The sequence below is a fragment of the Brenneria roseae subsp. americana genome (assembly GCF_003115815.1).
Taxonomy (GTDB): domain Bacteria; phylum Pseudomonadota; class Gammaproteobacteria; order Enterobacterales; family Enterobacteriaceae; genus Brenneria; species Brenneria roseae.
On the sequence record NZ_QDKJ01000003.1, the window covers coordinates 113972 to 127196 of the forward strand.

The 13225-nt window shown below is 54.1% G+C and carries 12 protein-coding genes; 2 read left to right on the plus strand and 10 right to left on the minus strand.

Annotation, left to right across the window (positions count from 1 at the left end):
* Positions 1-180: 180 nt before the first annotated feature.
* The 5 genes from lplA to btuC all read right to left on the minus strand — a co-directional run bounded on the left by lplA (position 181) and on the right by btuC (position 4230).
* A complete protein-coding gene (gene lplA, locus B4923_RS04415) occupies positions 181-1197 on the minus strand; it encodes a lipoate--protein ligase (RefSeq protein WP_109053162.1) in 1017 nt (338 codons plus the stop codon).
* 29 nt (positions 1198-1226) lie between these two features.
* Positions 1227-1697, minus strand: a complete 471-nt coding sequence (locus B4923_RS04420) for a C40 family peptidase (RefSeq protein ID WP_109053163.1) — start codon at positions 1695-1697, stop codon at positions 1227-1229.
* Positions 1698-1833: 136 nt separating this feature from the next.
* Complete coding sequence (gene btuD, locus B4923_RS04425) at positions 1834-2610, minus strand: vitamin B12 ABC transporter ATP-binding protein BtuD (protein ID WP_109053164.1); 777 nt, start codon at positions 2608-2610, stop codon at positions 1834-1836.
* Positions 2611-3162 carry a glutathione peroxidase gene (locus B4923_RS04430; RefSeq protein ID WP_109053165.1) on the minus strand — a complete coding sequence of 184 codons (552 nt, stop codon included), beginning with the start codon at positions 3160-3162 and terminating at the stop codon, positions 2611-2613.
* A 66-nt stretch (positions 3163-3228) separates the two neighbouring features.
* Positions 3229-4230 (minus strand): vitamin B12 ABC transporter permease BtuC, encoded by a 1002-nt coding sequence (btuC, locus tag B4923_RS04435; protein ID WP_109053166.1) that lies wholly within the window; start codon positions 4228-4230, stop codon positions 3229-3231.
* 220 nt (positions 4231-4450) lie between these two features.
* On the opposite strand from btuC, the gene B4923_RS04445 reads away from it, so the two are divergent.
* Positions 4451-4648, plus strand: coding sequence for a hypothetical protein (locus B4923_RS04445; protein ID WP_109053168.1), 198 nt, complete (start codon positions 4451-4453; stop codon positions 4646-4648).
* A 5-nt stretch (positions 4649-4653) separates the two neighbouring features.
* On the opposite strand, the gene cobB is transcribed toward B4923_RS04445, so the two are convergent.
* Genes cobB through lolC form a run of 5 tightly spaced genes read right to left on the minus strand, consistent with a single transcriptional unit; the run spans position 4654 to position 9614 of the window.
* The gene (gene cobB / locus B4923_RS04450) at positions 4654-5484 is read right to left on the minus strand and encodes a Sir2 family NAD+-dependent deacetylase (protein ID WP_109053169.1); all 831 of its coding nucleotides are present in this window, start codon (positions 5482-5484) and stop codon (positions 4654-4656) included.
* Positions 5485-5495: 11 nt separating this feature from the next.
* Positions 5496-6410 carry an N-acetylglucosamine kinase gene (nagK, locus tag B4923_RS04455; protein WP_109053170.1) on the minus strand — a complete coding sequence of 305 codons (915 nt, stop codon included), beginning with the start codon at positions 6408-6410 and terminating at the stop codon, positions 5496-5498.
* Positions 6411-6467: 57 nt separating this feature from the next.
* Positions 6468-7715, minus strand: a complete 1248-nt coding sequence (lolE, locus tag B4923_RS04460) for a lipoprotein-releasing ABC transporter permease subunit LolE (protein WP_109053171.1) — start codon at positions 7713-7715, stop codon at positions 6468-6470.
* Positions 7712-8419, minus strand: a complete 708-nt coding sequence (gene lolD, locus B4923_RS04465) for a lipoprotein-releasing ABC transporter ATP-binding protein LolD (protein ID WP_109053172.1) — start codon at positions 8417-8419, stop codon at positions 7712-7714. The genes lolE and lolD overlap by 4 nt, the downstream gene beginning before the upstream one ends.
* On the minus strand, positions 8412-9614 hold the full coding sequence (gene lolC / locus B4923_RS04470) for a lipoprotein-releasing ABC transporter permease subunit LolC (RefSeq protein ID WP_109053173.1): 1203 nt from the start codon (positions 9612-9614) through the stop codon (positions 8412-8414). The genes lolD and lolC overlap by 8 nt, the downstream gene beginning before the upstream one ends.
* A 137-nt stretch (positions 9615-9751) precedes the next feature.
* On the opposite strand from lolC, the gene mfd reads away from it, so the two are divergent.
* Positions 9752-13216 (plus strand): transcription-repair coupling factor, encoded by a 3465-nt coding sequence (mfd, locus tag B4923_RS04475; protein ID WP_109053174.1) that lies wholly within the window; start codon positions 9752-9754, stop codon positions 13214-13216.
* Positions 13217-13225: the final 9 nt, after the last annotated feature.

Genomic DNA, 13225 nt, shown 5'->3' on the forward strand with positions numbered 1-13225 from the left:
GTAGATAACGATAAATAACGTTTTTAAGCTCAGTCATCATGCCAGTGATAAAAAAACCGGCCAGTAGCTCGATATTAAAACAAATCATTACTAAGTTATAGATTAAAAAAAGTACCTTATCCACCCTGACCTTTCCCCTATCCGTTTCTGAACCGCTTAACCAGACGAGAAAAAGGGAGATTAGCGAATGCTTGTTACTATCCACGCCGACAGTTGCTGCAATTCCTCACCTTGTTCAGGAAATTTTTTTATCAATTGCTGGCATATCTCAGCCATATTTTCTGGCCGGTATAGCGTGCCGGGTAATTCAACCGCCAGCGTTTCAAGCGGCGTCGGATTCAAACTGTCGGTATAAACCTGAGCCCGATTAATAACACCGCGCGCGACGTCAAAATGTAATTCCACACCGCCCCAGGGAAAACGGTTATCTAATAAATGAGAGAAATCTGGCGCTTGCCCAAAATTCCATTCCCAACTGCTTTGGCGGGCAAACTGCTCACTGAAACCGGGTAAATCGGGAAATGCCGCCGGGGAAATGATTTCAGGCGCACAACGTTCGCCGTAATAGTCAAAAAAAGCCTGAATAATCGCCTGACACACGCCGTGGTGATCGATAGCGGGCAAGAGTTCAACCAGATTCGCCACCCGCGAACGGACGGATGTAATTCCCTTAGCCTGTAATTTTTTAATATCGGGATTTAAGTAATCCGCCAGACGACTTAAATTTGCATTTAGCAGTAACGTTCCATGATGAAAGCCGCGATCTTTGGTTTCACGGTAGGCAGAACCGGAGATTTTCCGACTCCCTTCCGTCGTTTCCACCACCAGATCGTTGCGACCAGAAGCACTGGCCTTTACGCCAAGCGCTGACAACGCGTTGAGAATAATGCGGGTCGAAACGCTTTTATCATATTCGGGTTTGCCCGCCATAAAGGTGAAACAGGTGTTTCCCAAATCATGGAACACCGCGCCACCGCCGCTGCTGCGCCGTGCCAGCTTAATGCCGTCTTCTTCCATCCGACGCGTATTACACTCTTTCCATGGATTCTGCGCACGGCCTATAACCACCGTTTCGGCGTTACGCCAGAGAAACAGCACGCGCTGTGTCGGCGGCATTTGACGAAAAATGCACTCTTCAACCGCCAGATTAAACCAGGGATCGAAGGAATCAGAGAGTAATAAGCGTAGAGAAGACATAAGCGGCTCCATGTCATGAAAGGAGGAAATCAGATACGGCGAGCCTGCCAGTACGCTCGTTTCCAGTAAACGTTATCCAGCGATGAACGAATAACGCCCTGGCTGGTGGATGCGTGAATAAACTGATCGTCTTTATCATAAATTCCCACGTGCAATCCGTTGCTGCCGCTGCCGGTTTTGAAAAAAACCAGATCGCCCGGCAACAGACTGTCGCGATCGACCCGCTCGCCGAGTTCAGTCTGCGCTTCGGTGGTACGCGGCAATTGCAGACCGAACCGATCGCGGAAGGTCAGGTAAACAAAACCCGAACAATCAATCCCGTTTCGATCCAGACCACCATAACGATAAGGCGTTCTGTACCACTCATTGAGTTGATCGTTTAACTGTGCGATCACCATGATGGAATCACTCAGACGCGCGTTTGGCGGCGGGCCTTTATGACTGCTGCACCCGACCAATATCAAACTTGCCAGTATCAACAGATGTCTTAACCGTATCATGCTCGTTACCTGAGAAATCAGCGGATGTCTGTCACACCCGGCAAATGTTATCTGAATGATATTTCTGTCTAATCTAGACAGAACGGCGATAACAGGCAAGTAGAGCCGATTTTTCCGATTGTGCGTATATGGCAAATCAAACACAGCGAGGGATAATCCAGTGGCGGCCATCAACAAGGTGACGTTGAAAACCCACGCCAAACACCGGTGACAGCAACGCCGGATCCATCACGTCATCCGTCTTTCCCTGTGCGATAAGCTGTCCGGCAGCGATCAGCCAGACGCGATCGGCATGGTGAAGACTATGATTCAAATCGTGCGCGCACAGAATAACGGTAATGCCCGACCGACAAAGCTGATGCAATAGTTCATCCAGTGCGGCCTGCTGTGCAACGTCCAGACTATTGGCCGGCTCATCCAGCAACAGCAGGCGGGCATGCGGATTCAGCGTCGGCCAAATCTGCAAGCACGCGGCGGCCAGCCGAACCCGCTGCCACTCGCCACCGGAGAGTCGGGTTAATGGGCGAGCCAACTTATCCGTCAGCAGCAGACGATCGGCGAGAAAATGCACGACGTCCTCAAGCCCTTGTTCATCGGCCATCGGCGGTTGGCATAAGCGTAAATACTGGAATACCGGCATGAAAGCCATCGGGGGCTGCTGCTGCGCCAGATAGGCGCGTTGCAGCGCCAGATGCTGAGCAGACAATTGAGAAAGCGGCGCGCCGGACAAATAGATCTCGCCTTCACCCGCGAGCAACCCGGCCAACCGTGCCAGCAGCGTGCTTTTACCGGCCCCATTCGGGCCGATAATATGCAGCAGTTCACCCGCGCCACATTCGGCATCAACCGGAGACAGACGGGGCATCACACCAGCCTGCCTCAACCTTAATAGCGGCGTATCTTTCGGTCCCAATTACTTTGCCAACGCCTCTTCTATTGCTGCAATAATCGTTGCATCATCAGGCGTCAGATCGGGCGCAAAACGCTGAATAACCTGTCCCTGACGATTAATCAGGAATTTTTCGAAATTCCATAAAATATCTTCCGGATGGACAGGCTTACGACCTTTATTAACCAACCGGGCATAAAAACCGCTCAGCATAGACCCGGTCGCTTTAGGCTGCTCGCGGATTAATACCTGATATAGCGGGTGCCGGTTGGCGCCGTTGACCTCAATCTTGCTGAACATCGGGAACTGTACGCCAAACGTTCCCCGGCAAAACGCCTGAATCTCTTCTTCACTGCCCGGTTCTTGTCCGGCAAATTCATTCGACGGAAACCCCAGCACGACGAACCCTTGGTCACGGTAGGTTTCATAAATTTTTTCCAGCGCTTCATATTGTTTCGTCAAACCACATTGCGAGGCGACATTGACGATTAAAGCGACCTTCCCCTGATAGACTTCAAGCGTTGTCGCTTCCCCTCCGATCGTTTTGAGCGGGATGGCGTAGATTTCATTACTCATCGTCTTGATCCTTTTATCCTGTGATTCATCAAGCCCGTCAGCCGTCAGGCTGTTCGGTACAGTGGACTAAATCCTGTTACGTAACAGCAACCAAATAAACCACGGCGCGCCCAGCGTAGCGGTAACCACCCCGATCGGCAACTCGGCGGACACCAGTGCAATACGCGCAACGGTATCCGCCAGCATCAGAATGGCGCCGCCCGCCAACGCACAGCCGGTTAACAGATAACGCTGATCGGTCAACCCGCACAGGCGCAACATATGCGGAATAATCAAACCGACAAACCCGATAACGCCGGCCAGAGCGACACTCAGCCCCACCAACACACCAATAATCAACACCAGAATATTACGCCAGCGATAGACTGAAACGCCTAACTGGCGCGCCTGTACCTCCCCCAACGCCAGCCAGTTGAGCACCGCGCCCTGTCGGCTCAGCCACACGAGGAAAGGCAACAGCGCCGCAATCAGCCAGCCATGCCGCCAGTCGATACCGCTGAAGCCGCCCATCATCCAATACATCAGCTGGCGCAAATCAAGACTGGTACTGAAATAGACCGCCCAGGTCATGATTGCGCTACAGATAATGCCCAGCGCCACGCCGATTAATAACAGACGGGCATTGGAAACATGCCGGCGGGCAAAGCGCAACAGAAGAAAGGTAATCAGCAGTGCTCCGGCAATCGCACTCAGGCTCAGTACCCAGACTGGCAGTTGCCCTTGTCCCAGCAGTACCGTGAGCACCAGCGCTACGCCTGCGCCATTGGCTACGCCCAACAGGCCGGGCTCTGCCAGCGGATTATCGAATATCGCCTGCATCACCGCTCCCGACATCGCCAGACTTGCGCCAACCAGCAGAACAGCCAGCGTTCTGGGCAAGCGTAATTGCCAGACAAAAATCTGTTGTGAATCATCCAGCCAGGACACCGGCCAAATCCAGCGGTCCCCGGCGCACAGGCTGACGATCAGAATAACAAGGGTCAGACACAACAGAATCGCCAGCCGCCAGCGATCCTGAATACGCTGCTGTCGTGTTAACTGGGTATATCCCGGATTTAATGGCTGCATCATCCACCAGCAATAAAAACAAACGTGCCGGATACCGAGGCGGTTACGGCGAAACGTATGAAACAGGTCGAAAAACATCTATCCGGAAACGGCAATTCCAGCGCATTTGCCTGCACGATCGACGCGTTATCGATGTTTGATATGCGGCGAATGATTAGAGATCGGCTACGCTTAAAAATGAGAATAACGCTCATGCTCCAGATACCGCGAGGGTAACGATATGCTGACCATGTTCCGACGATTCATGGCGTGGGCCTCTCATCCACCAACGAGGCCCGCGACACCGGCAGGAAAGCATTCTTACTGTCGCGAAAGTGAGTTCTGCTTTTTTAACCACTCGGCGACGTTGCCATTCGATCAGGTCAACGAATGTCAGCACGACGGTTTACGGCGGGAAGAAAAACCGGATAGCCGCTAATCCCGCTAAAACTTGATGCTTTTACGCCGCGTCAGCCAGGCCCCGACAAACTCAGGCACGATAACGCTGGCCGGACCATAGATTTTTTCGTCAAACTGGCTTTCCACCTGACTCGGTTCGAGGTTCAGTTCGAGCGTATAGGCGCCGTGCGCATGGGCCTCATGCACAAAGCCCGCCGCGGGATAAACATGTCCGGATGTGCCAATGGCAATAAAATAGTCCGCCTGCGACAACGCCTGATAAATTTTGTCCATGTGCAGTGGCATTTCGCCAAACCATACGACATGCGGACGCAAAGGGGCGGGAAACTGACAGCAATGACAACGTTCGTCAGCAGAAAGATCGCCGGTCCAGTCAAATACCTGGCCGCTCTGACAACAGCGTACTTTCAGCAGTTCTCCATGCATGTGGATCACCCGCTGGCTGCCCGCACGCTCATGCAGGTTATCAATGTTCTGGGTGATCAGCAGGAAATTATCTCCCAGCATGGTCTCCAGATTAGCCAGAGCCAGATGCGCCGCATTAGGCACGATTTCCGGCTGCTGTAGCTGACGCCGGCGAGCATTGTAAAATGCCTGAACCAGTTGGGGATCGCGCTGGAACCCTTCGGGGGTGGCGACGTCTTCAACGCGATGTTCCTCCCACAGCCCATCAGCCGCACGAAAGGTACGGATCCCAGATTCCGCAGAAATACCTGCCCCGGTCAACACAACAACGCGTGGTTTTTTCACTTCGCTCGCCGCCAGATAATCTCGATGGAAAATACGTGCACGCAGGCGCTGCTGACGCATACGTTTCCCTTTATGAAAACGTCCCAATCGTTGATGCGTATGCATATATGCTCCTGCTAGTTATCCATTAAGTGTAGCAAAGCCGCGCCGCGAACGCCGCCGGCATCGCCATAACGCGCTTTTTCTATCCGTGGTAGTTTGGCAATCGGTAACAGCCGGGACGGTAGACGGGTGGGTAATATCTGATAAATTTCGTCGAAATTCGATAACCCGCCGCCAAGAATCAACAGATGGGGATCGAAGATGGTCAGCAAGTTACCCAGGCAGACCGCCAGCAAATCCATGAAACGATCGACAAACGCCAGCGCGTTTTCCTCTCCGGCGCGATAGTGCCGGATGATAGTAACGGCCGGGAGCGCCTCCTGGTAGAAATGTGAATAGAGCCACTCAAAGCCACGACCGGAAATATAGTTTTCAATACAACCGGATTGGCCACAGCCACACTTCACCCGCGGAATATCGGCGCCAATAATATCCAGCGCATCCACAGGCAGTCGAAAATGCCCGAACTCTCCGGTGATGCCGTTGCGCCCATCGACCGGACGGCCATTGACCACCAATCCTCCGCCAACCCCCGTACCCAGGATCATTCCCAGCACTACCGGGTAGGAACGAAACTCCGCATCCCAGGCTTCCGATAGCACAAAACAGTTGGCATCGTTATTAACGCGAATTTCACGCTGCAACACATCACTCAGATCGGCACCCAGCGGACGCCCCATGGTTGCCGGCAAATTGGCCGTAAACAGCTTGCCGTTACTGCCCGTTTGCATGCCCGGCACACCAATGCCGACATGACCGGCCATCCCCACCTGCGCATCGGCTTCTCTGACCAGCGCGACAAGCGTGTTCAGCAGATCGTCATAATTGTCGCGCGGCGTAGGCACGCGCTTTTGCCATACCTTGTTGAGTTCGGCATCAAATACACCCAGTTCGATCTTTGTGCCACCCATGTCAAAACCGTAATACATGACTGCCCCTTAAATGGATGATAAATACCTACCCGCAATTCGGCATATGATGATAAGTCACTGCCCGCTCAATACCCTGGCCGGATCGATACGGCTGGCGCGACGAGCCGGATACCAGCTGGCAATCAGACTCAGCAAAAGCGCCGTTACCAGCACGCTGACCACATCCGCCGCATGCAATTCCGACGGCAGAAAATCAATGAAATAGATATCGCCAGATAAGAAACGGTGGCCGATCAGCGACTCAATGCCGCTGATAATGTTGGTGAGCTGCAATGTCGCGATCACGCCCACCACCACACCACTCACGCTACCTACTAAACCGGCCAGCAGGCCGTACCAGACAAATATAGCGCGGATAAGACCATCCGGTGCGCCCAGCGTACGTAACACCGCGATATCGCCACTTTTATCTTTCACCGCCATGACTAACGTCGAGACAATGTTAAAGCAGGCCACGCCAATCACCAGCACCATCGCCAGATACATAATGGTCCGGATCATTTGGATATCACGGTACATATACCCATAGGTGCCAATCCAGCTGCGAATAGTGACATAGGCATTGGTGACCTCGCCGGCGTCACGCACCAGCTTGTTGGCTGAAAAAGCATCTTTGGCTTTGATGGCAATCCCCGTCACGCTGTCGCCCATATCCAGATATTGTTGCGCATCGGCAAGGGGCACCAGCGCCAGACTGTGATCGAGCTGACCGCTCAATTGCAAAATACCGCTGACATACAGACGGATGCGTTTAGGCTGCATCAGCTTCATACCCGGATCGCTATTAGGGATCATCACGGTGACCCAATCGCCTTCCTTCACATTCAATGCCGTTGCCACGCCTTGACCAATGATGACCTGCTGTTCCCCGGCATGAAAACGCTGCCAGGCGCCGTTCATCACAAACGACGACAGCGAACTCAGGCGACTCTCCTGTTGGGGATCAACCCCTTTAACCTGAATCGCCCGCAGGTTGGCGCCGTTTTCCAGCAGTCCGGTAAAATCGATATAAGGCGCCGCCGCCGCAACGCCCGGCACGCTTTCTATCTTGGGCAGCAGCGCCTGCCAGCCATCAAAAGGCTGATTGACCGGGGCGATCTCACCATGGGGAACCACCGCCAGAATGCGGTTATTCAACTCGCGCTCAAAACCGTTCATTGCGCTCAGGCCAACAATCAGAACCGCGACGCCCAATGCGATACCGACGGTCGAAATCACTGAAATCAGCGAAACCATGCCGCCGCGCCGACGACCACGACTGAAACGCAGACCAATCCGCAGGGAAAGCGGAGGAAATGTCATGGCCTGGCTCCCATCAGCGTCAGTGCCTGTTGCAACTGCCCATCCCGCATCTCTAGCTGACGGCTCAGGCGTCCCGCCAATTTCAGGTCATGGGTCACCACCAGAAACGCCGTGCCCTGCCGAACGTTCAATTCGCCCAGCAGTTCAAAGATGGTATCGGCGGTACGCTGGTCAAGGTTCCCGGTGGGTTCGTCCGCCAGCACCAGCGACGGGCTGTTAACCAACGCTCTTGCGATGGCAACACGCTGGCGTTCTCCGCCCGACAATTCGGAAGAACGATGATGGCTGCGCGCTTCTAGCCCTACCGCCGCCAGCATTTCCCGCGCTTTATCCTGCGCCTGCGCCGTTGGGACATGGCCAATCAGCAGCGGCATCGCCACGTTTTCCAACGCAGTAAAATCCGGCAACAGATGGTGGAATTGATAAATGAAACCCAGTTCGCGGTTACGCAGTTCGGATTTTGCGCCCGCGGATAACCGGCTCAGCGACTGCCCTTTGAAAATCACCTCGCCCGACGTCGGCGAGTCCAGTCCGCCCAACAGATGCAATAACGTACTTTTACCGGAGCCGGAACTCCCGACAATGGCCATCATCTCCCCGCAATGCATCTCAAAAGAGACATTGCGCAGAACATCCGTTGATAATTTGCCTTCCTGATAGCGTTTGCACAGGTTATTGCACTGCAATAACAGTAAATCATTCATAACGTAGAGCCTCAGCAGGATGAACGGCGGCGGCGCGCCAGGACGGGTACAGAGTGGATAACAGGGCGATCAGCATGGCGCTCAAGGCAATGCTCACCACCTGTAGCGGATCTATCGCGACAGGCAACGCAGCCCCATCAATCAATAATCCCAGCATTGGCATCAGCGTATTAAGCTGGCTGGCCAATAATACGCCCAGTAACGCCCCCAGCAATGCCCCGACAATCCCGGCGCTCCCCCCCTGCACCATAAACACCGTCATTATCTGACGTTGGGTCAACCCCTGCGTTTGCAGAATGGCGACCTCTCCCTGTTTTTCCATCACCAGCAGCCCCAGCGAGGTAATAATATTGAACGCGGCCACGGCAATAATCAGGCTCAGCAACAGCCCCATCATATTTTTTTCCATCCGCACCGCCTGAAAAAGCTCGCCTTTGCGTTCGCGCCAGTCTTTCCAGACCGTCCCGGCAGGCAGCGTCTGCGTACTCAGCACATCCACCGTTAACGGCTCGTCCAGCCACAAACGCCAACCGGTGATATTTCCCGCCGGATAACGCATCAGGCGTGAAGCATCCTGTTGATTGACCAGCAACTGATATCCATCAACCTCACTGTTGGAGACGAACGTCCCCGCAACGGTAAAAATTCGCTGGCTGGGGATGCGCCCCATCGGCGTCAACTGACTGGCGCTCGGCACCATCAGACGCAGCTGATCGCCGCGTTTGACCGCCAGTTGCAAAGCCAGTTGCTCCCCCAAAATAACCTGGTATTCCCCCGGTTGCAGGGCTTGCTGCTTCACATTGACCAGATAACGGAACAACGGATCAGATTCATTGGGGTCCATACCCAGCATGACGCCAACGGACACGCTGCGGGCACTTTGCAGCACCACTTCACCGGTGGTTAACGGCGCAATTCGTTGGACACCCGACAGCGAGCTCAACGCTGAAGGCGGTATCATCTGAGGATTGAGCGAACCCTGAGGAGTCGTGATCAACGCCTGCGGCATCAGCCCCAGAATGTTGTTCTCCAATTCGCGCTCAAACCCATTCATTACGGAAAGAACGGTTACCAACGCCATCACGCCAAGTGTGATGCCAATTGCCGATAACCAGGAGACAAATCGCCCGAAGCGATCTGATGCTCGCCCACGCATATAGCGTAAGCCGATAAATAATGCGACAGGTTGATACATGAAATCCGTCTGGATAAGGTTGCCAAAGCAAAGTGATCAAGGATAATAAAGGGTAGTACTGCTTTATGGAACCCTAACACCCTCACTCTCCGGCTTTTTCTTAGCGGATATCGGGGTCGAGACCTGATAATCAGATTATGCCTGAAAAATATCGTTATTCGTTGCCGCTCAAAGCGGGTGAGCAACGCCTGCTGGGTCAGCTAACCGGCGCGGCCTGTGCCGTAGAGTGTGCCGAGATTATTGACCGTCACAATGGACTGGTCATTCTTATCACGCCAGATATGCAAAATGCGCTGCGCTTACGCGATGAAATACAACAATTTACTGAGCAGAGCGTCACCACCTTACCCGACTGGGAAACGTTACCTTACGACAGTTTTTCTCCCCATCAGGAAATCATTTCAAACCGACTTTCGACGCTATATCAGCTCCCCCATATGGCGCGAGGCGTCTTGATTCTGCCGGTCAATACGCTGATGCAACGCGTGTGCCCGCATGAATTCCTGCATGGCTATGCATTGATGCTGAAAAAAGGTCAGCATTTATCGCGCGACAAACTGCGTACCCAACTGGAACAGGCTGGCTACCGCAGCGTCGATCAGGTCATGGAGCACGGCGAATTTGCCACCCGCGGCGCGCTGCTTGATCTCTTTCCCATGGGAAGCGAAGAACCCTACCGCATTGATTTTTTTGACGATGAAATCGACAGCCTGCGACTGTTTGATGTGGATACCCAGCGCACGTTGAATGAAGTTCCACAGATCAAACTGTTACCCGCTCACGAATTTCCTACCGATAAAAACGCGATTGAGTGCTTTCGCAGCCAGTGGCGTGAACAGTTTGAGGTCCGTCGTGATGCCGAGCACATTTACCAGCAGGTCAGCAAAAGCGCCTGGCCCGCCGGTATTGAGTACTGGCAGCCGCTTTTTTTCAGTCAACCGTTACCCGCGTTGTTCAGCTATTTCCCGGAAAATGCCCTGATCGTTAACACCGGTGATATCCAACAGAGCGCAGAGCGTTTCTGGCAGGATATCGGGCAGCGCTTCGAGAGCCGCCGGGTTGACCCGATGCGTCCGCTGCTGCCGCCAGAGTCGCTGTGGCTGCGGGTCGATAGTCTGTTTTCCGAGTTAAAAAACTGGCCGCGAGTTCATCTGCGAACCGATACCCTGCCGGAAAAGGCGGCTCATGTGAATCTTGGCTACCTGCCGTTGCCGGATCTTGCCATTCAGCCTCAGCAAAAAGCCCCGTTGGATACGTTACGCCGTTTTATCGAACAATTTTTCATTGAACAACATAACGGACAGGTGATTTTTTCCGTTGAAAGTGAAGGCCGGCGAGAAACCCTTCAGGAACTGCTGGCGCGAATCAAACTGAATCCCACACCGATTGCAACGCTGGGTCAGGCACAACATCGCGACGCCAGTTTGATCATCGGCGCCAGCGAACACGGCTTTATCGACACGCTGCGTCAGCGCGCGCTGATCTGCGAAAGCGATCTGCTGGGCGAACGCGTCAGCCGCCGCCGTCTGGATAATCGGCGAACCATCAATACCGAGACCCTGATCCGCAATCTGGCGGAACTTCGCCCGGGTCAGCCTGTCGTGCATCTCGAACACGGCGTGGGCCGCTATGCCGGATTGACGACGCTGGAAGCCGGCGGCATTAAAGCCGAATACCTGATTTTGACCTATGCCGGGGAAGATAAGCTGTATGTCCCGGTATCCTCGCTACATCTCATCAGCCGCTATGCCGGCGGCGCTGACGAAAGCGCGCCATTGCATAAACTCGGCGGCGATGCCTGGTCGCGCGCGCGGCAGAGAGCCGCGGAAAAAGTGCGGGATGTTGCCGCAGAACTGCTGGATATTTATGCGCAACGCGCCGCCAAAAGCGGTTTTGCCTTCAAACATGACAAAGCGCAGTATCAGCTTTTTTGTGAGAGTTTCCCCTTTGAGACCACGCCCGATCAGGCTCAGGCCATCAATGCCGTACTGAGTGATATGTGCCAGCCGCTGGCCATGGATCGACTGGTGTGTGGTGATGTCGGCTTTGGTAAAACCGAAGTAGCCATGCGCGCCGCTTTCCTGACGGTGGAAAACCATAAGCAGGTGGCCGTTCTGGTACCCACCACGCTGCTGGCTCAACAGCATTACGATAACTTCCGCGACCGCTTTGCCAACTGGCCGGTGAAAATCGAAATGATCTCCCGTTTCCGCAGCGCGCGCGAGCAAACCCAGATTCTGGAAGAAACGCAGAATGGTAAAGTCGATATTCTGATCGGCACGCATAAGCTGTTGCAAAATGATGTCAACTGGCGCGATCTTGGCCTGCTGATTGTGGATGAAGAACACCGTTTCGGCGTGCGCCACAAAGAACGCATCAAAGCCATGCGGGCCAACGTGGATATCCTGACGCTGACCGCCACCCCAATCCCACGTACGCTGAATATGGCGATGAGCGGCATGCGCGATCTGTCGATTATTGCCACGCCGCCCGCACGCCGTCTGGCGGTGAAGACCTTTGTACGCGAATACGATCATCTGGTGGTACGCGAAGCCATTCTGCGTGAGGTGTTGCGCGGCGGTCAGGTTTACTATCTCTACAACGACGTGGAGAATATCGAAAAAGCCGCTCAGCGACTGGCTGAACTGGTGCCGGAAGCCCGCATCACCATTGGTCATGGACAGATGCGCGAACGCGATCTGGAGCGGGTAATGAATGACTTCCACCATCAGCGTTTCAACGTACTGGTCTGTACCACTATCATTGAGACCGGGATTGATATTCCCAGCGCCAATACCATCGTTATCGAGCGGGCCGATCACTTCGGACTTGCTCAACTGCATCAGCTGCGTGGCCGCGTCGGGCGTTCGCACCATCAGGCCTATGCCTACCTGTTGACGCCAAATCCCAAAGCCATGAGCACCGATGCGCACAAACGCCTGGAAGCGATTGCCTCACTTGAGGATCTGGGGGCCGGTTTTGCGCTCGCGACACATGACCTGGAAATTCGCGGAGCAGGTGAACTGTTGGGTGAAGATCAGAGCGGGCAAATGACCAGCGTAGGATTCTCGCTGTATATGGAGTTGCTGGAAAGCGCCGTTAATGCCCTGAAAGCCGGACGGGAGCCGTCATTGGAAGATTTGATCAGCAGCCAGACTGACGTTGAACTGCGCCTGCCGGCCCTGCTGCCTGAGGATTTCATTCCCGATGTCAATACGCGGCTGTCCTTTTACAAACGCATTGCCAGTGCGAAAAGCCCGGGTGAACTGGACGAACTCAAGGTTGAGCTTATCGATCGTTTCGGCACGCTGCCCGATGCCACACGCCATTTGTTGCAGGTCGCTGCACTACGCCAACAGGCACAGTCGCTGGGTATTAAACGCATTGAAGGCAACGAAAAAGGCGGCTTCATTGAATTCAGTGAGAAGAATCGCGTGGACCCGTCCCATCTGATTGGTCTGTTACAGCGTGAGCCGGGCACCTATCGGCTGGATGGCCCGACGCGGCTGAAGTTTATTAAAGACCTGAGCGCCCGGCCACAGCGTATTGAGTTTATCGGATCGCTGTTGACCAACATGGCTCAACATACGTTAGCGGCTTAAAACCGCAAA

Bases quoted from the DNA above. Each gene is read 5' to 3' on its own strand.
- lolC (WP_109053173.1), bottom strand. From the start codon at position 9,614: ATGTATCAACCTGTCGCATTATTTATCGGCTTACGCTATATGCGTGGG.
- btuC (WP_109053166.1), bottom strand. From the start codon at position 4,230: ATGCAGCCATTAAATCCGGGATATACCCAGTTAACACGACAGCAGCGT.
- B4923_RS04445 (WP_109053168.1), top strand. From the start codon at position 4,451: ATGCTGACCATGTTCCGACGATTCATGGCGTGGGCCTCTCATCCACCA.
- lolE (WP_109053171.1), bottom strand. From the start codon at position 7,715: ATGACATTTCCTCCGCTTTCCCTGCGGATTGGTCTGCGTTTCAGTCGT.
- lplA (WP_109053162.1), bottom strand. From the start codon at position 1,197: ATGTCTTCTCTACGCTTATTACTCTCTGATTCCTTCGATCCCTGGTTT.
- nagK (WP_109053170.1), bottom strand. From the start codon at position 6,410: ATGTATTACGGTTTTGACATGGGTGGCACAAAGATCGAACTGGGTGTA.
- B4923_RS04420 (WP_109053163.1), bottom strand. From the start codon at position 1,697: ATGATACGGTTAAGACATCTGTTGATACTGGCAAGTTTGATATTGGTC.
- cobB (WP_109053169.1), bottom strand. From the start codon at position 5,484: ATGCATACGCATCAACGATTGGGACGTTTTCATAAAGGGAAACGTATG.
- mfd (WP_109053174.1), top strand. From the start codon at position 9,752: ATGCCTGAAAAATATCGTTATTCGTTGCCGCTCAAAGCGGGTGAGCAA.
- B4923_RS04430 (WP_109053165.1), bottom strand. From the start codon at position 3,162: ATGAGTAATGAAATCTACGCCATCCCGCTCAAAACGATCGGAGGGGAA.
- lolD (WP_109053172.1), bottom strand. From the start codon at position 8,419: ATGAATGATTTACTGTTATTGCAGTGCAATAACCTGTGCAAACGCTAT.